The sequence below is a fragment of the Pseudomonas migulae genome, assembly GCF_024169315.1.
Classification (GTDB): domain Bacteria; phylum Pseudomonadota; class Gammaproteobacteria; order Pseudomonadales; family Pseudomonadaceae; genus Aquipseudomonas; species Aquipseudomonas migulae_B.
Genome location: NZ_JALJWR010000001.1, coordinates 367425 through 390291, shown reverse-complemented (window position 1 = coordinate 390291; position 22867 = coordinate 367425). Strand labels below are relative to the sequence as shown.

Here is a 22867-nt window from a genome sequence, read left to right as displayed (position 1 = left end):
CAGTCGTTCCTTCAGAGCGGTGTTGGCGAAGGGTTTTTCCAGCGGGGAAAAGCCTTGCGCCAACCCTCATCAGCTCCCGTTCTGCAGGCGTAAAACTTTGAAAGCAGCTTCTGTAAGGAATTGTCGGTAATTCTGGCTAAGTGGCCCACAACGCCACGCAGCGCATGAGTACGGCAATTTCGGGATGAGCGTCCCGGACACCCATTTGGGACCACTGATGAGGGTAATAACTGTGCTTGAAGCCTACCGCAAACATATCGAAGAGCGTGCAGCACTGGGTATCGTTCCCCAGCCGCTTAACGCCGAACAAACTGCAGGCCTGGTCGAGCTGCTGAAGAATCCCCCGGCTGGCGAAGAAGCTTTCCTCGTTGACCTGATCACCAACCGCATTCCGCCAGGCGTGGACGAAGCAGCCTATGTAAAGGCCGGCTTCCTGTCTGCACTCGCCAAAGGCGAAGCAAAATCCCCTCTGATCGACAAGAAACGCGCTGTTGAACTGCTCGGCACCATGCAAGGCGGCTACAACATCGTGACTTTGGTCAATCTGCTGGACGACGCCGAACTGGCGCCAGTCGCTGCCAAAGAACTCAAGCACACGCTGCTGATGTTCGACGCTTTCCACGACGTCGCTGAAAAAGCCAAGAACGGCAACGTTCACGCTAAAGGCGTGCTGCAATCCTGGGCTGACGGCGAGTGGTTCAAAAACCGCCCGGTCCTGGCCGACAAGATCAGCCTGCGCGTATTCAAGGTCACCGGCGAAACCAACACCGACGACCTGTCCCCTGCTCCGGATGCCTGGTCCCGCCCGGACATCCCGCTGCACGCCCTCGCCATGCTGAAAATGGCCCGTGACGGCATCGTTCCGGACGTCCAGGGCGTTACCGGCCCGATGAAACAGATCGAAGAAATGCGCAACGCCGGCTTCCCGATTGCCTACGTCGGTGACGTGGTCGGTACCGGTTCTTCGCGTAAATCCGCCACCAACTCGGTGCTGTGGTTCTTCGGCGACGACGTTCCTTACGTGCCGAACAAGCGTGCTGGCGGTTTCTGCTTCGGCAGCAAGATCGCTCCGATCTTCTACAACACCATGGAAGATGCCGGCGCACTGCCGATCGAATTCGACGTTACCAACATGAACATGGGCGACGTGATCGACCTGTACCCGCATGCTGGCAAAGTCTGCAAACACGGCACTGACGAAGTCCTGACCACCTTCGAAATGAAGACCCCGGTTCTATTGGACGAAGTTCGTGCCGGCGGTCGTATCCCGCTGATCATCGGTCGCGGTCTGACCGACAAGGCGCGTGCCGAACTGGGCCTGGGCCCTACCGATCTGTTCAAACTGCCTGAAGCACCTGTCGACACCGGCAAGGGCTACACCCTGGCACAGAAAATGGTCGGCAAGGCGTGCGGTCTGCCAGAAGGCAAAGGCGTTCGTCCTGGCACCTACTGCGAACCGAAAATGACCACCGTCGGCTCTCAGGACACCACCGGTCCTATGACCCGTGACGAACTGAAAGACCTGGCGTGCCTGGGCTTCTCGACCGATCTGGTGATGCAGTCCTTCTGCCACACCGCGGCTTATCCCAAGCCGATCGACGTGACCACCCACCACACCCTGCCAGACTTCATCATGACCCGCGGCGGCGTTTCCCTGCGTCCGGGCGACGGCATCATCCACAGCTGGCTGAACCGCATGCTGCTGCCGGACACCGTCGGTACCGGTGGTGACTCGCACACCCGTTTCCCGATGGGCATTTCGTTCCCGGCCGGTTCCGGTCTGGTTGCGTTTGCCGCTGCCACCGGCGTCATGCCGCTGGACATGCCGGAATCGATCCTGGTGCGCTTCAAAGGCAAGATGCAACCGGGCGTCACCCTGCGCGACCTGGTTCACGCCATTCCTTACTTCGCGATTCAGGCTGGCCTGCTGACCGTCGAGAAGAAAGGCAAGAAGAACGCTTTCTCCGGCCGCATCCTGGAAATCGAAGGCCTGGACAACCTGAGCATCGAGCAGGCTTTCGAGCTGTCCGACGCCTCGGCCGAACGTTCGGCTGCCGGTTGCACCATCAAGCTGTCGAAAGAGTCGATCACCGAGTACCTGAACTCCAACATCACTCTGCTGCGCTGGATGATCGGCGAAGGCTACGGCGATGCACGTACTCTGGAACGTCGTGCTCAAGCGATGGAAGCCTGGGTTGCCAACCCTGAGCTGATGGTTGCCGATGCTGACGCCGAATACGCTGAAGTCATCGAAATCGACCTGGCCGACATCAAGGAGCCTGTGCTCTGCGCGCCGAACGATCCGGACGACGCCCGTCTGCTGTCCAGCGTTGCTGGCGAGAAGATCGACGAAGTGTTCATCGGTTCGTGCATGACCAACATCGGTCACTTCCGCGCTGCCGGTAAACTGCTGGATCAGGTCAAGGGTCAGCTTCCAACCCGTCTGTGGCTGTCGCCGCCGACCAAAATGGACGCTCACCAACTGACCGAAGAAGGCTACTACGGCATCTACGGCAAGGCTGGCGCACGCATGGAAATGCCGGGCTGCTCGCTGTGCATGGGTAACCAGGCACGTGTAGAGCCGAACTCGACTGTGGTGTCGACGTCGACCCGTAACTTCCCGAACCGTCTGGGTGACGGCGCGAACGTTTACCTGGCTTCGGCTGAGTTGGCGTCTGTTGCTTCCATCCTGGGTCGCCTGCCGACCGTCGAGGAGTACATGGAATACGCTGGCAAGATCGACAGCATGGCGGCTGATGTTTACCGCTACCTGTCCTTCGACCAGATCGCCGAGTTCCGTGAGGCTGCAGCGAACGCCAATATTCCGGTTGTTCAAGCCTAAGGCTTTCTCGTTGTAGAAGACGCCGCGTGTCGTGAGATGCGCGGCGTTTTTTTATGCCTGAGTTTTGGCCTACCGGCCGGCCTGTCATTTGAAGCGTACGCGTTCCCTGTGGGAGATTCTATGTTTGGGGGCAACCCCCAAGCATAGAACTTGGCTTGTACTCGCTTTGATTTTTCATCAAGGCAAACAGCACTCTGGCCAGCTTACGAGCAAGTATTACCAAGGCTTGAGTGCCCTTCAGGCCTCTTGCCAGATAGCTTTGATAGTAAGGTTTCCAGGCTGGAGAGCGACTCGCGGCCATGGCGCTGTTATGAAATAAGCGCCGGAACTCCGAATCGCCTCGTTTGGATAAGTAACGTCTCTGATCCTTCTTTCCCGATTGTCTGACTCGCGGATCCATTCCTAGAAAGGCGATGTAGCCATCGCTGTCGGAAAAATCTCCACGCATAAAGGCGGTGACTGCAGCTATGGCCGTCAGGACTCCTACACCCTCAACCGCTTGGCAGCGTTTTACCTGCGCGTCCATGTCAGCTTCGCTGACAATGCTCTTCAGCACTTTCTGTATGCTTTTTTCAATCTGCTCAAGGCATGCCAGATAGTCGGCCAATGCCTCTTCGAGCAACGGTTCGTCCTTCCAGCTTTGTTTGATGGCCACACGATGCCGAACAAGCTCGGCCCGACGACGCAGCAAGCTTTTGAGTTGTGTGTAGGCCTTTGGAGGCGGACTCCAAATCCTCAACTTGTCGGACTCTTTACTCAAGTAACGAGCCAGCAACGCTGCATCCAGGGCATCTGTTTTAGCCCGAATACCGATCCCTTCGCGGTATCGATTAAGACGGCTGCCATCGATGACGTAAACGTCATGACCCATTTCATGGGCCATCTCCGTCGTATCGAGGTGATAGATGTTGGTGGCTTCGAGGGCAATGGCGCTGTTTGCGGGCAGCGCCTTAAGCCACACCTTAAGGGCCGATCGCTCGTTCGAAACAATCAAGACCTGCTCCAGATCGGATCGATAAACAGCGATCTCGTCCTTCGCGACATCCACACCAACGACCACCTGCGAAACATGAATTGTCATGGCACGCCCTCCGAGCTAGGGTTTAAAGACTTGTCGGGGTTCACCGTTGCGCTGGCTTGTTTCTATCGTCGGTCTAGGCCGATGCATTCCTTATCGGCGCATTAGGTGAAGGGGCGGGACGAAGTCTCCCACGGTCTGTACTGGTCAGAGTCAGAAGCTAGGCTTTAGTCCCGCCCACCCCTTCAAGTCTAAACATACAAGCTGGCTTGCCAGCGATGGTCGTTAACGATGACGCGTGCTGTCTGAATGCATGCGGTGTCTGGGCGTCCATCGCTGGCAAGCCAGCTCCCACAGGGATGTTTGGCGGGCATGACATAGGTGTTCACCGCCGATGATCCTGGCGGACTTCAGGTCGGCTATCAGGCCGCCTCGCTCTGGCTTTTGATCTTGATCTGCCCCATCGGAAGGCCGAGCGCAGGTTCTGCGTAGTGGGCAACCCGGCATGGATGCCGGGTTAGCCGCCCCCGGCCATGGATGGCCGATGGCGGCGGGCCTACGGAGCAGGACCGGAGCGAGGGAACCCTGAGCCCAGGCGAAGGGCCGTACGTCAGGGGCCAAGCCTTTTGGTTCCTTTTCGGCGTTTGGAAAAGGGACTCGCCGTAAGGGCGAAACCATTAGCCGCCGTTACCGCAAGAATGGATATGTACACCCTCAAAACCCATGTCACCTGACACACCGCCATCGCTGGCAAGCCAGCTCCCACAGGTCCGGAGTACAACCGCAACACTCACGCAAAAAAAAACGGCCAACCCACAAAGCGGATCGGCCGTAACTCAACTCATCAAATCAAAGACGCCCGCAGCAATCAGGCACTCAACGAATAAATCAACGCCGAAATAGCCACCAAACCCACAGCCGTCACAAACACATTCGACGCCTGGCCACGAAAGCGCGCCATCGCCGGCACCTTGCGAATCGCATACATCGGCATCAGGAACAGAATTGCCGCGATGATCGGCCCACCCAGGGTTTCAATCATCCCCAGAATGCTCGGGTTCAGCGTCGCCACGATCCAGCACACCACCAGCATGAACGCCGCCGTCATACGATCCAGCGTCTTCGCCGCCGGGCGCTTGCCACTCTTGACGATCAGACCTTTAAGACCCTCGCTGGCACCGATGTAATGCCCCAGGAACGACTTGGAAATCGCCACAAACGCAATCAACGGCGCCGCAAACGCGATGGTCGGATTGCTGAAGTGGTTGGCCAGGTACGACAGGATCGACAGGTTCTGCGCCTTCGCTTCCGCCAGTTGCGCCGGCGACAGGGTCAGTACGCAGCTGAACACGAAGAACAGCACCATCACCACCATCAATACATGTGCGCGGGACAGGATCTGCGAGCTGCGCTCTTCGGCGTGGTCACCGTAGCGACGCTTCTGGTCCACCGCGAACGCCGAGATGATCGGTGAGTGGTTGAACGAGAACACCATCACCGGAATCGCCAGCCACAAGGTATGCAGCAGCGCCGACGGCTCAGGCAGCGTCGAGGCGGTGGTCAGGATGCCGCCATTCCAGTGCGGAACCAGGAACACCGCGAGGAACAGCAATGCCACGATAAACGGATACACCATCAGGCTCATGGCCTTGACGATCACCTGCTCACCGCAACGCACCACCGCCAGCAGGCCGAGGATCAGCACGAACGACAGCACCGCGCGCGGTGGCGGCATGATGTGCAGCTGGTGCTCGAGGAAACTGCCCACGGTGTTGGTCAGCGCCACGCTGTAGATCAGCAGGATCGGAAAGATCGCGAAGAAGTACAGCAAGGTGATCAGCGCACCGGCCTTGATGCCGAAGTGTTCTTCCACCACTTCGGTGATGTCTGCGCCTTCACGTCCGGACAATACGAACCGGGTCAGGCCGCGGTGTGCGTAAAAAGTCATGGGGAACGCCAGCAGCGCCAGGATCAGCAACGGCCAGAAGCCGCCCAGACCCGCGTTGATCGGCAAAAACAGGGTACCGGCCCCGATGGCCGTGCCAAACAGGCCCAGCATCCAGGTGGTGTCATGGCGATTCCAGCCCTCAAGGCTGACAGGTTTCGCCGCTACATAGCGTTCGTTGACGCTATTGGCCTGATCATTCATCCGGTGGGATCTCCGCATTCCGGTCAGTTGCTACCCGGTCAGGACGAGTCAGAAAAATCCGACAGGCAGCGCCCTGGCCGAAACAGGGGCGCGATTGTCCGGGATTAATGAGCAGAAGCAAAGACTTAGGTGAGGAATGGTTGTACGGATCAACGGATCGAACAGTATTTGGCGCACCAGCCTGAGGCACCAAACAGCGGCCTGCATTGGCCAACGTCTCCCATCATCTATCTTCAATTGACCGCTTCCTTCCCATCGGAGTCATGCCATGCCACTGGTTCGCGTCGACATCAAAAAACATCAGGACCCCGCCTTCGCCAAACGCGTCGGCCAACAGATCTACGCCGCCATGCACAGCACCATCGGCGTGCCGGAGCACGATAACTTCCAGATTCTCGCGGAGCACGATGAGCATCACTTCATCTATGACCCCCAATACCTGGGCATCAGCCGCACGGATAGTCTCGTATTCATTCAAATCACCCTGAGTGAAGGCCGCACCGTCGAGCAGAAGAAGCTGCTCTACAAAACCATCGCTGAGCGGCTGAACACCGAGCTGGCGGTGCGGCTGGAGGATGTGTTCATCAATCTGGTGGAGGTGAAAAAAGAGAACTGGTCGTTTGGCCATGGTGTCGCCCAGTACGCGCTCTGATCCACCGCGATCACAATCAGGCTGCCGCCCCGGACACTGAGGCCCGCGCATCCTTTATTAAATAGATGTTTAAACAAATCTATTTAATAAAGGATCAGCGTCATGTATTTTCGATGGACCTGCTGACCGGCAGTCCATTCTGCGGAGCCTTTCATGCCCCTCGTTCGCGTCGATATCAAAAACAATCCGGATCCGACCTTTGCCAAGCGTGTCGGTAAACTGATCTACACGGCCATGCACACCACCATCGGTGTCCCCGAGAACGACAATTTCCAGATCCTCGCCGAACATGATGCCAATCACTTCATCTATGACCCGACGTTCATGGGCATCGAGCGCACCGACAACCTGGTGATCATCCAGATCACCTTGATGGAAGGCCGCACCACCGAGCAGAAGAAACTGCTCTACAAAACCATCGCCGACAGCCTGAACGCCGAACTGGCCGTTCGCCTGGAGGACGTCTTTATCAATCTGGTGGAGGTCAAGCGCGAGAACTGGTCGTTTGGCAACGGCATCGGGCAATTCGCTGGCTAATCGTTGCACCGCCCAGGGGGCATCCCATGAAACACGCTGCGTACATTGCATTCGCCCTGCTTGGTTTGATCTGGGGCACCAACTTCATTTTCATGAAGTGGGCGGCCGCCTGGATCACACCCACGCAGATCGTGTTTCTCAGGGTGTTGTTCGGGTTCCTGCCGATTCTGGCGTTTGCGTTATGGCGGCGCAGCCTGAGTTGGGCGCACCTGCGGCACAGCCATCACTTTCTGGTCATGGCGCTGCTGGCGACGGTGATTTACTACTACGCCTTCGCCAAAGGCACTTCGCTGTTGCTGTCCAGCGTCGCCGGAATGCTCAGTGGCGCAATTCCGTTGTTTTCCTTCGTGACCGCGTGGTTGTTCCTGCGTGCCGAACCGCTGAACGCCCGCACGGCGTTCGGCATTTTCCTGGGGTTTCTCGGGGTGATTCTGATTGCCCGACCCTGGAACAGCCTGGCAGCCGGTGTCGATGTCAGCGGCGTGCTGTACATGATCGCCGGTTCGCTGAGCGTCGGCTGCTCGTTCGTCTACGCGCGGCGCTTCATTACGCCGCTGGGTTTGTCGCCACTGGCGCTGTCGACTTATCAGATCGGTTTTGCCCTGGTGCTGATCACGTTGATCACCGACATGCACGGAATGCCGCGAATCAGCGCCGATCCGGTCGCGCTGGTGGGCGTCATTCTCGGGTTGGGCCTGGCCGGGACCGGCATTGCGTACATCCTTTATTACTTCATCGTGCAACGCCTGGGCGCCCTCGCCGCTTCGGGTGTCACGTACATTCCACCGGTGATTGCGCTGTTGATCGGCACGCTGCTGGTGGGCGAACCGATCAAGACCCTGGACTTGCTGGCGATGCTGCTGATTCTGGGTGGGGTCTACGTCCTGCAGTCCGGAAAGAAAAATCCCACGGTCGGCCCTACCGCTGTCATCAAAGCCAGCACCTGACACGCTGCCAACACTTGCCTATGATGCTGGTCATCTATTCACCCACTTTATCTGTGAGCCGCCATGCCTCGAGTCTCCCGCAAACAAGCTGAACTGAACCGCGAGATCATCGTCGAGGCCGCCACGCGCCTGTTTCGCGAGCGCGGCCTGCACGGCATCAGCGTTGTCGACGTGATGGGCGCGGCCGGTCTGACCCATGGCGGTTTCTACGGTCACTTCGAGTCCAAGGAGGCGCTCGCCCAGGAAGCCTGCTCCCGGGCGTTCACGCAATCGCTGGAACGCTGGAAGCTGAAAATCGAAGACCACGACGACGAGCGCTCTGCCCGTGAAAGCATCATCGCGCCGTACCTGTCGGCGGCCAACCGTGACAATCCCGGCGAGAGTTGCCCGGTGACCGCATTTGCCGGTGACATGTGCCATGAAACAGCTGAAAGCGGTTTGCACCAAACCTACACCCAAGGCCTGGAAGCCCTGTTACAGACACTGGCGCCGCTGATGGGCGCGGATCAGCCCGAGATCAATCGGCAGAAAGCGCTGGTCGATTATTCGTTGATGGTCGGCGCATTGACACTGGCCCGCGCCACCCGTGGCGACGCTTTGTCCGATGAAATCCTCGAGGCCGCGCGAAGCTTTCTGACGGCGTCATAACCTGTCTCTCCTGTTCCGCTATGATCATCTGGCAGTGGTGCGATCTTTGGTCGCTGCCAATGCGTTTTTAAAGCCAGCTATCTCTAGGGATATTCAAGTCACAGGAGCCCAGCATGCCCGCCACTGTTCTGGTACTGGTTGAAACAATCAATGATTACCTGCCGATTCTCGAACATCAGGGCTTTCACCTGATTCTGGCGCCAACCCCCGCCGAGCGGGCCGAAGCCATTTCGACCCACGGCGCGCGTATCGATGCCGTGCTGACCCGCGGTCCGTTGGGCCTCTACGCCGATGAAATCGCTGCACTGCCCGCGCTGAAGATCATTTGCGTGATCGGTGCCGGTTACGAACAGGTCGACCTGCAGGCCGCTGCCGACCGGGGCCTTACGGTCACCAACGGCGCGGGGGTCAACGCCTCTTCGGTCGCTGACCACGCGATGGCGATGCTGCTGTCGATGGTGCGTGACATCCCGCGCTGCGACGCTGCCGTGCGCCGGGGCGAGTGGCCGAAAATCATGCGCCCTTCCCTGTCCGCCAAACGCCTGGGCATCCTCGGCCTCGGCGCTGTCGGCATGGCGATCGCCAAACGCGCGGCCAACGGTTTTGACATGAGCGTCAGCTACCACAACCGCCAGCACCGCAGCGACGTGCCGTACAGCTTCTGCTCGACGCCGACCGAACTGGCTCGCGCCTCGGATTTCCTGGTGGTGGCCACGCCCGGCGGGCTCGGCACCCGCAGCCTGATCAACCGATCGGTGCTGGATGCCTTGGGTCCCAACGGATTCCTCGTCAATATCGCTCGCGCCAGCGTGGTGGTGACCGCCGATCTGATCAACGCGCTGGAGCAACGGCGAATTGCCGGCGCGGCGCTGGATGTCTTCGATCATGAACCTCAGGTGCCGGATGCGCTGAAGTCGCTGAGCAACGTGATTCTCACGCCACACGTTGCGGGGCTGTCGCCCGAAGCGACCCAGGGCACCGTCGAGCTGGTCGGGCGTAACCTGACGGCGTTCTTTACCGGCCAACCGGTGCTCACTCCGATCGAGCTGCCAGTGTCGGCATCGGTGACGCCGCCCGAAAACAACGCCGTTCTGTAGGACAATTCAAACAGGTGTATCAAAAGCAATGATTGCCCGGCAACACCCTCACCTATAAGGGCCGATCGTGGTTGTGGGGGCCGGGTGTGCGCATTAGATTAGCCAATAGTCTCAGGCCTCCAGAATAAGCAGAAGGGATAAGCATGGCGCTTACTGACCAGTCCACCCGTATCCGCACCGGCGAAGAACTCGATGCCAGCCTGATCGATCCTTACCTCAAGGCCCACATTCCGGGCCTCAGCGGTTTGCCGCAGATCAGCCAGTTCCCCGGCGGTGCGTCGAACCTCACCTATTTGCTGGAATACCCCGAACAGGAATTCGTCCTGCGTCGACCGCCGTTTGGCCACAAGGCCAAGTCCGCCCATGACATGGGCCGCGAGTTTCGCATTCTCAATCAACTGCGCGACGGCTTTCCGTACTGCCCGAAAGCCTACGTGCACTGCACCGACGAATCGGTGATCGGCGCCGAGTTCTATGTGATGGAACGGGTCAAGGGCATCATCCTGCGCGCCGAACTGCCACCGGAACTGGGCCTGGATTCGGCGAAGACCGAAGCCCTGTGCAAAAGCTTCATCGACAAGTTCGTCGAGCTGCACCAGGTCGACTACAAGGCCTATGGCCTGGGCGACCTCGGCAAGCCCGAAGGTTATGTGGCGCGGCAGATCAAAGGCTGGAGCGACCGCTACGAGAAAGCCCTGACCCCGGACGCGCCGCAGTGGGAAGCGGTCAAGGCCTGGCTCAACGACAAGATGCCCGCCGATCACCCGACGTCGAGCATCGTCCATAACGATTACCGCTTCGACAACGTGATCCTCGACCCGAACAACCCGATGCAGATCATCGGCGTGCTCGACTGGGAACTCACCACCCTCGGCGACCCGCTGATGGACCTGGGCAACACCCTCGCCTACTGGATCGAAGCCGACGACCCGGCACCGGTGCAATTGATGCGCCGCCAGCCGAGTCACGCCCCGGGCATGCTGACCCGCCGCGAGTTCGTCGATTACTACGCCCAGCGTTCCGGCATCCAGATCGACAACTTCGACTTCTACTACACCTACGGCCTGTTCCGCCTCGCCGGCATCGTGCAGCAGATCTACTACCGTTTCTTCCATGGCCAGACCCAGGACAAACGCTTCGCGCAGTTCATTCACATGAACAAACTGCTGGAGCAGATGAGCTTGCAGGTCATCCAGAAATCCAGCCTCTGATAAAAAACGGCACCCGTAGGAGCCAAGCTTGCTGGCGAATCAGGCACTGCGGTGTATCTGTAGCACCGCGTCATCGTTCTTCGAGGGCAAGCCTCGCTCCTACAAACATCAGACCAATAACAAGGGAATCCCATGTCCAAGACTCAGTTGTTCGACCTCGACGGCAAGATCGCTTTCGTCTCCGGCGCCAGCCGCGGCATCGGTGAAGCCATCGCCAAACTCCTGGCCCAGCAAGGCGCCCATGTGATCGTCTCGAGCCGCAAACTCGAGGGCTGCCAGCACGTCGCCGACGCGATCATCGCCGCTGGCGGCAAAGCCACCGCCGTCGCCTGCCACATCGGTGAAATGGAACAGATCAGCCAGGTCTTCGCCGGCATCCGCGAACAGTTCGGCCGCCTGGACATCCTGGTCAACAACGCCGCGACCAACCCGCAGTTCTGCAACGTGCTCGACACCGACCTCAGCGCCTTCCAGAAAACCGTCGACGTCAACATCCGCGGCTACTTCTTCATGTCGGTCGAAGCCGGCAAGCTGATGCGCGACAACGGCGGCGGCAGCATCATCAACGTCGCGTCGATCAACGGCATCTCGCCGGGGATTTTCCAAGGCATCTACTCGGTGACCAAGGCTGCGGTGATCAACATGACCAAGGTGTTTGCCAAGGAATGTGCGCAGTTCGGGATTCGTTGCAATGCGTTGTTGCCTGGGTTGACGGACACCAAGTTTGCTTCGGCGCTGGTGAAGAATGAGGCGATTTTGAATACTGCGCTGGCGCAGATTCCGCTCAAGCGTGTGGCGGATCCGAGTGAGATGGCGGGGGCGGTGTTGTATTTGGCGAGTGATGCTTCCAGCTATACCACTGGGGTTTCGTTGAATGTGGATGGCGGGTTTTTGTCCTGATTCAACTACGGAAACCGTAAGTATTGCCCGTGGTAGTTTCACCACGGGCAATCTGACAACACTTCGGTTAAAAGACGCGTAACACTTACGCATAACCTCACAGGCAGTTCAACCAAATCTACAGACTTGTATTATTAAACAACTAACTGTTTTCACGCCAACGGATCCAGACTAAAGTTCAGGGCAACGCCGGGATATGCGTCAAAACTTGCCACCAACACAAAAGAACCACTACTATTTGCAATATTATCATTGACAAATATTTGCCAGACCGTATCTAAATCCTGAGTGCCTGCGGGTTTTAATTGCATACCGCCAGGGGCATTACTTGAGACACTCAGCGAATGTTTCGTAACCGGCGAACCAGTCCGCCGGCGAAACTCTAGATTCAGCCATCTACCCAGAGGGCAATCTAGAATTCGACCGGGAATCCGTTCTACTTCCATGAACCAAAAAGCTGGAGATTCAAACTTTAGCTGGATCTTCGGAGTTGTTAGTATTGCAGTGTCTGTGTCAATGCTCAATCTTATATTGATATCACCCTCTATTTTGGTAGCAGGGGTAAAATCCCAATCACGTAACGTTGGAAGATTTAAGGGTGGATTGCATTCAAAATCGAGTGGAGTAAATCCCGAACCATAAGCGTTAAGCTTCAGCGGAACCGCAAGCGTTGGGTCATTCCAGAGTACGGAGATTTCGTACGATTCACCGATATAGAAAGTCCTTCCCTCGGGTGGCAGCTCGACGTCGTCCACCAACGCCTTCAACTCATCCTCCAGTTTGGTCGATAGCACCGTGCGAGCAGGCAGTTCAAAGACCCAGATAATACCATTTGCCGTTAAGTACAGCCTGTACTTACCGCTATTGTTGTTGGAAGCCTTGACGTGATATGTATGAGGTTCAGTCAAGGTCGCCACCACATCGCCGTCCTTCAACCCGGTCAGCAGCACAACGTTCAGCGCCGATTCAAGGTCTTTCGCGGGGCTATGCTCCTTGTAGATAACTTTGAGGGTCTCAGTCTGTCCTCTGTGATGTATTCTAGTTGTCGGGTTCGGGTAAGGGCGGCCATTTTGCTCGATCCTTTCCACTTCATCCCCCATAGCGCGCGACATCACGCTGCAGATTAACGGAATGCCAGTAGTACTATCGCCCTCACGACTAATGTCGACTTTGAACGAGCCGCTTCGGGTATGGGCGTTGACCGTGCATTCATTCGGTCCAATGCGAGTCACGTCAAGATTGCCAGGTTGCACACCATTAATCGGCGTGGCTATTAGGTCATGCTGAAGATCTTTCTCGGGGCTGTCTTCATTGAACTCCACGCGGATGATTCGCGGCTCATTCCTCCAGAACCGGTTAATTGCGGAAGCAGGGTTATCGTCGACCAATACTTCCTTCACTTCATCTTTAATATTGTATGACAAACTCATGGTTACTAGCTCAAAGACCGCATCTACTTCTCTGCTCACAAAAAGCAGTTTACCGTAACCACTCTTGTCCGGCCCTGGAGTGCATTTACATTTAAACCTTTCACCGTCTCGCGACATCCAACTGTTAAACTCTGGTTCTGCCCTGACCTCCAAATCAGTATCACCATCATGAACCCAAACCAACATCAACTGACTGGCCGTCGCAGGCGAAACTTCCACCTCCAACCCAGTGCTCCGCCCGCGAAACAAAATAAGGGGATCACCCTTCGCCAGAGGTTTCCCGTCCACCAATACTTTCATTCCATCCCAGCCACTAAGCGTGCCAGATTCGACTGCAGTGCTTTCAAATTTTGAATTCATATTGATGGCCCCGACAATAAATACCAAGGAAAGCTGACTACTCAACTATCGGAAAAAACATGTCTTTTTGTAACTGTCATAATTGACAGTTCGAATAGAACAATTCGCAATAAATCCGACAGTCTGGATTCATTGAAACGTGTTTTTTCCGGGGCCGATCGACCAGGTTTGCGTCGGCCCGGATGAAAAATTGTGCGATTTGAAGATAGTGGTGGCGCAGATGCCCTGATCACTTTCGCCCGATAAACGAACGGCAGCTTCAGGGCTGCCGTTTTTTTGCCGGGTGCGTGCCGGATTGAGGGTGTCAGATTTTTTGTCCACTGACTTTGGGCTTTAACCTTCCGATTCGGCTCCCCCAGCCTCCAAACGAAGTCTTACCGGATATTCCTCCCTCCCTGGTGTCTGTGCTGTCGCTACTGCAGTAATGTCATACACCCCCGGCAGCAATGACACTGGAAAAATCTTCCTCCCGTTAGTGCCTGTAGTCCCCGTGAGTGGTTTTTCAGGGTCGGCCGGGTTATCCATCTTCACGAACGCTCCCACCACAGGCGAGCGGTCCGGGTAGCGAGCCTCAATAGTAAAGAGATAAAACCCCGCCGGGACTTTGACCCATATCGGCCATTGAGGCAATTCTTGATATTGCCCACCAATAAGTGCCATGAACATCGGTTTGAGAGGGGCTGGCAACAATATGATCGACGGCGAAACCAGGTCCGTCATGCCGACATCGTTGGCCAACTTCAGTTTATAGATCCCCGCCGTCGAATTTGCGACCTTGAGGTTCCACAAATGATCCACGGTAGGTGCGCCCAGCGTCGGCTCGCTGCGAAAATCCTCTGGTTTATTACCGGTGTCCGTAACAACTTCCAGGCTTAAAGGAATACCCTCCATTGCATTGCCATTTTTGTGAACAGCACTTACTTCATAGAATTGTCCTGCATTCATCGTTGCGCCGTCGGGTGGTATCGGAGTGCCGTTCACCAACAAGTCCACTTCCCCGTTCATGTTAGGCGACAGCACCCTGCTGCCCTCCAGCGTCATGCCTACCATCTGTTCCGCTGCCAGATCCAGATTGACAGGACCACTGTTGTTTTTACCCGTGACGTTCCACCGGTCAAGCCCCCATCCGGAGACTTGCATGTCACCTGGCTTTAAAGGGGGGAACACTGTCGTCGTTAGTGTTGTCGGGTAACCTCGCATCGGACTGTCTTCGTTGTAAATAACCGACAAGGTTCGCTGTACGCCCCGAAGAAACACAATGCCTTTTGCCGGATAAGGCTTACCATCCACTTGGATTTCTTTCACCTCATCTACGAAGCGTGGTGAAATCACCCGGATATCGTGCACTCTAGGCTTTGCATCTTCCCGAATCACAAATATTAACGAGTCCCAGCCACTTTTTGCCCTTGAAGCATTGACCTCCCAGTTGTACACACCCTCGACGGGTGACACCCAATCACCAGACAGTGGGTTTAAAACCAAGTCGAGGTCATTCTCGTTACTAAGATGAATTGCCATCAACTCTTTGGCGCCCGTTTTTTTGATACTCACAGTGTTGGACTGCTCACGGAATACAGTGGCCTGCTCCCCCCAAGGCACCTCCTTACCATTTACGAACAGTTTTGTATCTTTCCAGAAGTCATTCTTGACTGAGCGTTTTTTTTGAAGTTTGAGGTTCATAGTGAAGTTCTCGATAATCGGCGGCACGAAAAAGCTGACAACCTCAACTATCGAAGAAAAACGAACGCTGCGTAACTGTCATAATTGACAGATCAAATAGAACAATTTGTAATATAAAAGCTGAGCAATGTATCTGGTGAGTGATGCTTCTTACGATACGGCTTAAGTTTCGCTGAATGTGGAGAGCAACTATCTTCACAGGTGTTTATTACGCTGACCGTACCCACTTCAAGCGGAACAGGCTGTCGGCACCCAGAATCACCGCGATTCTTTAATGTTACGCCAGGGAGCCTGGTTTCCTCAGCCGATGATTCGCCGTGACCCCCACCGCCTCCTCTCCCTCAGTATAGATTTTCAGTCCAAACTTTCCCGTCTTAGCAGAATTGAGTTTGACCTTCCAGATATGGTTCGGCGTAAATTCCCCGGGATTCGGGTAGCTAGAAAAGTCGGCTTTCGTAATTTCGCCATCAGGAATCAGATCAATCGCCAACGGAACGCCAATCAACGGCCTTGAACCCGAGTAGGTTAATGTAATTTCGTACTCGCGCGCGCCAACGAAAATTCCCCCGTTATGAATATACAAGCCGTCCTGTGTCAAAACCGCCTCCCGGTTCAAGTCGCGCAATAGCACTCTGCTTTTTGGCAGCTTAACGCCGATCGTCATCCCCAGCCCTGTCAGCAACGGATAGATCCCTCCGGACACGCCGTCCTTGATACTAACAATCCACTTATGAAGTCCGGACTCCACCACTTCCAAATCGCCGGGTTGCAACCCTCCGATCGTCAGCGTCAGCGGATGGTCTTGCAATGAGCTCTCTGGAGGAAAGGTCGCACTGACAGTCACCGACTCGTCTCCGAACAACAGGATACCGCCCGGCGGATAATCGACATCATTCACCTTGACCGTAGGCTTTTCCTGATTGAGATCGGTTGACACTACCCGGCTCTCTAGCAGCCAAGGCATCACTTCTTCCCTGCTCAAAAAAAACAAGACGATTTTGCCACTCAGCTCTTTTACCGGTGTGAACTTCCAATTGAAACTGCCATTGTCCCGATCTACCCAGATGCCGAGTTTCGGGGACGCTTGGAACTCTAGGCCTGCGCTCTCGACCAGCTCAAGGTTGAGCTGTCTTGCAAGCTCGGGTGGCGCTTCCACCCTGACGTCGTTCTCCTGCCCGCGGCGAAACACGACAAGCTCCTGCCGTGGCACCAGTTTATTGTTAACGAATAACCTGGCTTTTTCCCAAGGATTTGCAGCGACTGTTCCGGCGTTTAGTTGAATGGTCATAGCGTGATCTCGATAATCTGTTATGGCTCTGACTATCAAGAAAAACCAACGAACAAGTAACTGTCATAAATGACAGCTCACATAGACCGAATCGCAATAAAAACCGATCCTGCCACCAACTACCGTTAACTACTGAGTAACACAACGCGTCAAGGTAGTGTCCCGCGTCACCTGCCCCTCTTCCGCCCGCACATCACCCAGCACGTCAGTTTTTTCAGACGTTTCACAAGTGCGTTGGGGAATTGGTGGCGGCGCGGCGGGTGGTGGCGGTGGCGGACTGGCGCAACCCGCGAGCATTGCCACGCAGAATGCCAGCGACAGGGGGGTAGAAATGCGTTTCTCAAGACTTTTCATAGGTTGACCCGCGATAAGTGATCGACACTTATTTGTGACAACAAAACAATGCTGGAAAGTCCACGGGTGGTCGCAGAAAAATATTCACGGCTAATGAGTCTTGCTGAACAAGAGCTGGCGCATCTGCGATCTTTGCTTTGGTTACGTCGTCTGGGGACGCCGCAGGGTATTGCTCTCAAGTTCGTAGCGCAGTTCTTCGATCAATCCGTCCACGGCTTCTGGCGTCCCGAGGGAGGACACTTTCAATCCGCTGACCACTAGATCCACCTGCCCCGACACCGGGTGATAAAGCTTCACCGTCAACGAATGATCCCCCGTCAGCGTGCACTCGCAGGCCAGCGGCGAAAAACTGCGCTCCAGTTGCAGGCGTAATTGCGCCAGGGAAATCATTGCAATTCACCTTGGCGGCGGCGCATACAACCGTGCGCTTTGAACGTGAGCATGTGACGGTTCCTTTTCATGTACCGAGGGGAGCACGAAGACTTGTATCGCACCCTTCCAGCCTAAGAACCGCCGAGCCTGACCAGAACCTTCATTTGCACCGGCTAAACTAGTGCATTTGCACCTTAACGCACTCATTTCGATCGGCGTTCACTGGAGAACAACCCCCGCTCACGCGCCCAGACGATCGCCTCGCTGCGGCTGTGCACATCGAGTTTGGAATACACCGTCGACACATGGTTGCGCACCGTGTTGGGCGCCAGTTTCAGTCGCGCGGCGATTTCCTTGTCGGCCAGGCCTTCACAGATCAGGCCCAGCACATCGCGCTCACGGGCAGTGAGGTCGGTGAAGGAAACGCCGGGCAATTTCGGCGAGTTGACGCTCTTCACGTTGGCGAGTTTTTCGATCAGCGTGCGACTGAACCACGAGGCATCTTTCATCACCTCTTCGATTGCCGCCACCAGTTCCAGCTCGGTGCGTTTGCGCTCGGTGATGTCCATCAACACGATGAGATAGCAGGGTTCGTCCTGAATGTTCACGGTGTCCGCCGACACGGCGCATTCGATCAGTTCGGTGTCTTTTCTACGCACTCGAACATCGATGCGATCCAGGCTTCCGGCTTTCTCGAGCGCCGAGAACAGCTGTGTACGTGCAGCTCTGTCGTGGATGAAATCAATCTCGGCGATGGTCTTGCCGAGCACTTCTTCGCTGGGATACGCGAAGGTGCAGAGAAATGCCTCATTGACGTCCAGGACCACCTGATCACTGGCGCTGCACACCAGGATGGGCACCGGGGTAAGGCGAAAAGCCTTGGCGAAACGCTCCTCACTCTGGCGCAGGGCGACTTCGGCCTTGTGCCGAGGCTCCATGTCCACGAAGGAAAATAGCATGCAGGCTTCTTCGTTGAATTCGAGGGGTTGGCCGGCGACGATCACCTGTTTGCTGCCGCCTTCGGGCAATTGCAGTTCGGCCTGCATTTGTGGAATGGTCGTTCCTTCGCGCAAACGCTGCTTGGCCAGTTGTATATTTTCGGCGCCCTGCAGCACGTCCACTTCATAGGTCGAACTGCCGATGACCTGATCCCGTGCGTAACCGGTCATTTCGAGAAAGCCCGAATTGACCTTGATGTAGCGCAAATCGCTGAGGCGGCAGATCACCGCCGGGGCCGGGTTGGCGTTGAAGGTCTTTTCGAAACGCTGCTCGGCGCTGGCCCATTCGGTGACGTCGTCCATGATCAGCACCAGCGACTCAGGGTCACCCTCGCTGTCGGCCAACACCATGCTGCGAACGTTGTGGACCCAGGTGCGCTCTTCGTCGCCTGCCGGCGTCACCTCCACCAGCACATCGCCGAACGTCTCGCCGCGAGCCACGCGCCGGATCGGATAATTCTCGGCCGGCACCGGGTGATTGTTGCGATAGCGCAAGGCAAAGCGCTCGGCATACGCCTCGGCATTCGCGCCCAGATCACCGATCTGATTCACCCCGTGCATGGCCAGCGCGGCGTCATTGGCCCAGAGTATGGTCTGGTCGAGCTCCAGCAGAATCACCCCGTCGGACAAACCGGCGATGATCTGCTGCAACTGACGGCGATTGGTTTCGGTGGTCAGGACGTCCTGGCTCATTTGATCTCCACGCGTGCGCCGGCGCATTCATGCGCCGGCCTGTGAAGATTACGACCGCGAGGCGTCGGGATCGTGCGGCGTGCGTTGCTCCCCCTGCAGGAGCGAAGCTTGCTCGCGAAGGAGTGTCAGACACCGCTGCGTAGACTGACACTCCTTCGCGAGCAAGCTTCGCTCCTACAGGGTTACGCAGCCACCGGCCGGATCTTCATGCCGCGAGCTGCCCACTGGCAATCGCCGCCGACGCCGCCAGCATCGCCCGCAACAACACCGCACACCCCGCCGCCAGGTCATCCGGTGCGGCGTTTTCGATTTCGTTGTGGCTGATGCCGCCTTCGCACGGTACGAAGATCATCCCGGCCGGGCCGAGTTCGGCGAGGAAGATGGCGTCGTGCCCTGCCCCGCTGACGATGTCCATGTGCGACAGGCCCAACCCTTGGGCGGCACCGCGCACGGCTTCGACGCAGCCCTTGTCGAAGTACAGCGGCGGGAAATCGGCGGTCGGTGTCAGTTCGAACGTCAGGCCGTGTTCCTTGCAGGTGGTTTCGATGACTTCGCGGACTTCGGCAATCATTGAATCCAGGCGTGCCGGTTCCAGATGCCGGAAGTCGAGGGTCATGCGCACTTCGCCGGGGATGACGTTGCGCGAGCCGGGATAGGCTTGCAGACAACCGACCGTGCCGCAGGCATGGGGTTGATGGCCGAGGGCGGCGCGGTTGACGGCACCGACGATGACGGAGGCACCGACCAGTGCGTCTTTGCGCAGGTGCATCGGGGTCGGGCCGGCGTGGGCTTCGACACCGCGCAACTTCAGGTCGAACCATTTTTGCCCGAGGGCGCCCATCACTACACCGATGGTTTTGTGTTCGTCTTCGAGGATCGGGCCTTGCTCGATGTGGGCCTCGAAATAGGCACCGACGGCGTGACCGCTGACTTTGCGCGGCCCCGCATAGCCGATGGCGTTCAGCGCTTCGCCGACGGTGATGCCTTCGGCGTCGACCTTGGCCAGGGTTTCTTCGAGGGTGAATTTTTCCGCGAATACGCCGGAGCCCATCATGCAGGGGGCGAAGCGCGAGCCTTCTTCGTTGGTCCAGACCACCACTTCCAGCGGTGCTTCGGTTTCCACGCCAAGGTCGTTGAGGGTGCGCAGGACTTCGACGCCGGCGAGCACGCCGAAGCAGCCGTCGAACTTGCCACCGGTGGGTTGGGTGTCGATGTGGCTGCCGGTCATCACCGGTGGCAGGTTCGGGTTGCGGCCGGGGCGACGGGCGAAGATGTTGCCGACGGCGTCGATGCTGACGGTGCAGCCGGCTTCCTCGCACCACCGGACGAAAATGTCCCGGGCCTGGCGATCGAGGTCGGTCAGGGCCAGGCGACAGACGCCGCCCTTGACCGTGGCGCCGAGCTTGGCCAGTTCCATGAGCGACTGCCACAGGCGGTCACGGTTGATGTGCTGATGGGTGGATTGCAGAACGTCTACGGCAGCGTTCATGGTGATCTCCTCAGGCAGTCGTTATAGGTTTTTCAGGCAATTCTCGGGTGTGTTCGAGGCCGTCATCGCGGGCAAGCCCGCTCCCACAGTGGATCAGGTGCTCCCAAGTTTTGTGTACGACCTCAATCCCTGTGGGAGCGGGCTCGCCCGCGATGGGGCCAGTGCTCACACCGCAGTTTTCGCAACAGACGGACTGGGCCGCATCGAGCACAACCCGTAATAAATCAACCCGCCCAGCGCCGAGCCAGTGAACCACCCATAGCTGTAAAACCAGCTGAAGGCATCGCTGCCCAGCGACAGCAGCGTCAACACCACCGGCACACCAAACGCGATAAACCCGAACCAGTTCCACGCCGGATAAACGTCATCGCGATAAAGCCCGGCCAGGTCCAGTTGCTGTTTCTTGATCAGGAAATAGTCCACCACCATGATCCCGGCGATCGGCCCGAGCAGGCTGGAATAGCCCAGCAGCCAGTTCGAATAGACCGTCTCCAGGCTCACATCAGAAACGATAAGCCCGAGCTTCTTCAGCAGTTCATGCGCCATCAACACCAGGCCAACCACCCCGGTGAGCATCACCGCTTTGGTACGGTTGATCACTTTCGGCGCGATGTTCTGGAAGTCGTTGGTCGGCGAAACGATGTTGGCGGCGGTATTGGTGGAGAGCGTGGCGATGATGATCAGTGCCATGGCCAGCGCGACCCAGACCGGGCTCTGGATATGGCCGATCAGTGTCACCGGATCGGACACGGTCACGCCCACCAGTTTCACCGAGGCGGCGGTCATCACCACGCCCAGCGAGGCGAACAGGAACATGGTCAGCGGCAGGCCGATGATCTGCCCGACGATCTGGTCCTTCTGGCTTTTAGCGTAACGGCTGAAGTCAGGAATGTTCAGGGACAACGTGGCCCAGAACCCGACCATGGCGGTCAGGCCGGCGGCGAAGTAACTGACCACGCTCGCCCCTTCCGGACGCTTGGCCGGGATCGCCAGCAATTCGCTCATCGACACGTTCGGCATGGCCCAAACCAACAAGCCCACACCGACCAGCACCAATAGCGGCGCGGAGAGCGTTTCCAGCCATTTGATCGACTCGGCGCCGCGAATCACCACCCACAGGTTCAAGGCCCAGAACACCATGAAACCGATGACCTCACCGGTGCCGCCGAGGGATTTCCAACCCTCGAATACCGAGCCCAGGAACAGGTGAATCGCCAACCCGCCGAACATGGTCTGGATGCCGAACCAGCCACACGCCACCAGGGCACGGATCAGACAAGGAATGTTGGAACCGAGGATGCCAAAGGACGAGCGCAACAACACCGGAAACGGAATGCCATATTTGGTGCCGGGGAATGCATTAAGTGTCAGAGGGATCAGAACAATGATGTTGGCAAACAGAATCGCCAGCAGCGCCTCGCCGACGCTCAGACCGAAATACGCCGTGAGCACGCCGCCCAACGTGTAAGTCGGTACACAGATCGCCATGCCGACCCACAGCGCCGTGATGTGCCATTTGTTCCAGGTTCGTTCGCGCACCTTGGTCGGTGCCATGTCGTGGTTGTAACGGGGACTGTCGAGGACATCGCTGCCGGCTTCGAGCTCGAACAAGCCGTCGCGCTCGGTCACTTGCGATCTGATCTGTTGCATGGCCGCTCCACTGTTCTTTGAATTATTTTTTGCTCATCAGGGCTGGAGGCATCAATAAACGTGCCGGGCACCCCGATTGCGCATCGGGCAGTTCCATAAACACTTTGTAAAGCACTGATGTTTATCAGCTTTATTTATAGACCTCGTGAGTCCTTGGTGACTTGCCCGTTCCCTCAGGCCAGAGGCCAGGCAAGTTGTCCAAACCGTCTGGACTCAATCTGGTGCGTACATCTTTTTTTTCAAAGTTGCGCATCAACCATAGACCATCCTCAAGCGGCTGATTTCACATAAGAAATCTTGACCATTTTTGGAACCTGTCAAGTGCGTCAAAATGGTGAGAGCCCTCACCATTTTGGTGATTAATCGATTTAGTTCTTATTTATCAGATAGTTAAACAGGCTATATGCTTATAAAAAATATTCTTGCTCATTCCCTGAACTCATACTAGCTTCTATTCCTGACAGTGTTGACAGGAATACTCCTGTTTACGCTTGCTTCATATAAAACATTTAGAACCGGCACCAGTCGGTCATTGCCTGCGAGGAACTCGGA

18 protein-coding genes are annotated in these 22867 nt (G+C 56.9%); 8 read left to right on the top strand and 10 right to left on the bottom strand.

The window, feature by feature from the left end; all coding sequences use genetic code 11:
* The first annotated feature begins 232 nt into the window (after positions 1 to 232).
* Entirely contained in the window at positions 233 to 2842 is a 2610-nt protein-coding gene (gene acnB, locus J2Y86_RS01830) for a bifunctional aconitate hydratase 2/2-methylisocitrate dehydratase (RefSeq protein ID WP_253440071.1), read from the top strand.
* Positions 2843 to 2960: 118 nt separating this feature from the next.
* On the opposite strand, the gene J2Y86_RS01825 is transcribed toward acnB, so the two are convergent.
* Together J2Y86_RS01825 and J2Y86_RS01820 are read right to left on the bottom strand one after the other, a co-directional pair.
* Complete coding sequence (locus tag J2Y86_RS01825) at positions 2961 to 3923, bottom strand: IS110 family transposase (RefSeq protein WP_253427677.1); 963 nt, start codon at positions 3921 to 3923, stop codon at positions 2961 to 2963.
* Positions 3924 to 4728: 805 nt separating this feature from the next.
* Positions 4729 to 6009, bottom strand: a complete 1281-nt coding sequence (locus J2Y86_RS01820; RefSeq protein WP_253427676.1) for an HAAAP family serine/threonine permease — start codon at positions 6007 to 6009, stop codon at positions 4729 to 4731.
* 268 nt (positions 6010 to 6277) lie between these two features.
* On the opposite strand from J2Y86_RS01820, the gene J2Y86_RS01815 reads away from it, so the two are divergent.
* From J2Y86_RS01815 to J2Y86_RS01785, 7 genes are all read left to right on the top strand, one after another.
* Positions 6278 to 6661 (top strand): tautomerase family protein, encoded by a 384-nt coding sequence (locus J2Y86_RS01815; RefSeq protein ID WP_253427675.1) that lies wholly within the window; start codon positions 6278 to 6280, stop codon positions 6659 to 6661.
* 153 nt (positions 6662 to 6814) lie between these two features.
* Positions 6815 to 7198, top strand: a complete 384-nt coding sequence (locus J2Y86_RS01810) for a tautomerase family protein (RefSeq protein WP_253427674.1) — start codon at positions 6815 to 6817, stop codon at positions 7196 to 7198.
* A 26-nt stretch (positions 7199 to 7224) separates the two neighbouring features.
* Entirely contained in the window at positions 7225 to 8145 is a 921-nt protein-coding gene (locus tag J2Y86_RS01805) for a DMT family transporter (RefSeq protein ID WP_253427673.1), read from the top strand.
* A 63-nt stretch (positions 8146 to 8208) separates the two neighbouring features.
* On the top strand, positions 8209 to 8793 hold the full coding sequence (locus J2Y86_RS01800) for a TetR/AcrR family transcriptional regulator (RefSeq protein ID WP_253427672.1): 585 nt from the start codon (positions 8209 to 8211) through the stop codon (positions 8791 to 8793).
* A 113-nt stretch (positions 8794 to 8906) separates the two neighbouring features.
* Complete coding sequence (locus J2Y86_RS01795; RefSeq protein WP_253427670.1) at positions 8907 to 9890, top strand: 2-hydroxyacid dehydrogenase; 984 nt, start codon at positions 8907 to 8909, stop codon at positions 9888 to 9890.
* 143 nt (positions 9891 to 10033) lie between these two features.
* A complete protein-coding gene (locus J2Y86_RS01790; protein ID WP_253427668.1) occupies positions 10034 to 11101 on the top strand; it encodes a phosphotransferase family protein in 1068 nt (355 codons plus the stop codon).
* 132 nt (positions 11102 to 11233) lie between these two features.
* The gene (locus J2Y86_RS01785; protein WP_253427666.1) at positions 11234 to 12001 is read left to right on the top strand and encodes an SDR family oxidoreductase; all 768 of its coding nucleotides are present in this window, start codon (positions 11234 to 11236) and stop codon (positions 11999 to 12001) included.
* 152 nt (positions 12002 to 12153) lie between these two features.
* On the opposite strand, the gene J2Y86_RS01780 is transcribed toward J2Y86_RS01785, so the two are convergent.
* The 8 genes from J2Y86_RS01780 to J2Y86_RS01745 form a co-directional block, all read right to left on the bottom strand.
* Complete coding sequence (locus J2Y86_RS01780; protein ID WP_253427664.1) at positions 12154 to 13791, bottom strand: hypothetical protein; 1638 nt, start codon at positions 13789 to 13791, stop codon at positions 12154 to 12156.
* Positions 13792 to 13920: 129 nt separating this feature from the next.
* Positions 13921 to 14112 (bottom strand): hypothetical protein, encoded by a 192-nt coding sequence (locus J2Y86_RS01775; RefSeq protein ID WP_253427662.1) that lies wholly within the window; start codon positions 14110 to 14112, stop codon positions 13921 to 13923.
* Positions 14113 to 14124: 12 nt separating this feature from the next.
* Positions 14125 to 15471: a hypothetical protein gene (locus tag J2Y86_RS01770; RefSeq protein WP_253427661.1), complete on the bottom strand. Its 1347-nt coding sequence runs from the start codon at positions 15469 to 15471 to the stop codon at positions 14125 to 14127.
* A 277-nt stretch (positions 15472 to 15748) separates the two neighbouring features.
* Positions 15749 to 16759: a hypothetical protein gene (locus J2Y86_RS01765; protein ID WP_253427660.1), complete on the bottom strand. Its 1011-nt coding sequence runs from the start codon at positions 16757 to 16759 to the stop codon at positions 15749 to 15751.
* A 495-nt stretch (positions 16760 to 17254) separates the two neighbouring features.
* Positions 17255 to 17503 (bottom strand): DUF1652 domain-containing protein, encoded by a 249-nt coding sequence (locus J2Y86_RS01760; RefSeq protein WP_253427658.1) that lies wholly within the window; start codon positions 17501 to 17503, stop codon positions 17255 to 17257.
* A gap of 185 nt (positions 17504 to 17688) precedes the next feature.
* Complete coding sequence (locus J2Y86_RS01755; protein WP_253427656.1) at positions 17689 to 19176, bottom strand: helix-turn-helix transcriptional regulator; 1488 nt, start codon at positions 19174 to 19176, stop codon at positions 17689 to 17691.
* A gap of 205 nt (positions 19177 to 19381) precedes the next feature.
* Entirely contained in the window at positions 19382 to 20665 is a 1284-nt protein-coding gene (locus J2Y86_RS01750) for a Zn-dependent hydrolase (protein WP_253427655.1), read from the bottom strand.
* Between the two features lie 165 nt (positions 20666 to 20830).
* Positions 20831 to 22315, bottom strand: coding sequence for an NCS1 family nucleobase:cation symporter-1 (locus J2Y86_RS01745; RefSeq protein ID WP_253427654.1), 1485 nt, complete (start codon positions 22313 to 22315; stop codon positions 20831 to 20833).
* Positions 22316 to 22867: the final 552 nt, after the last annotated feature.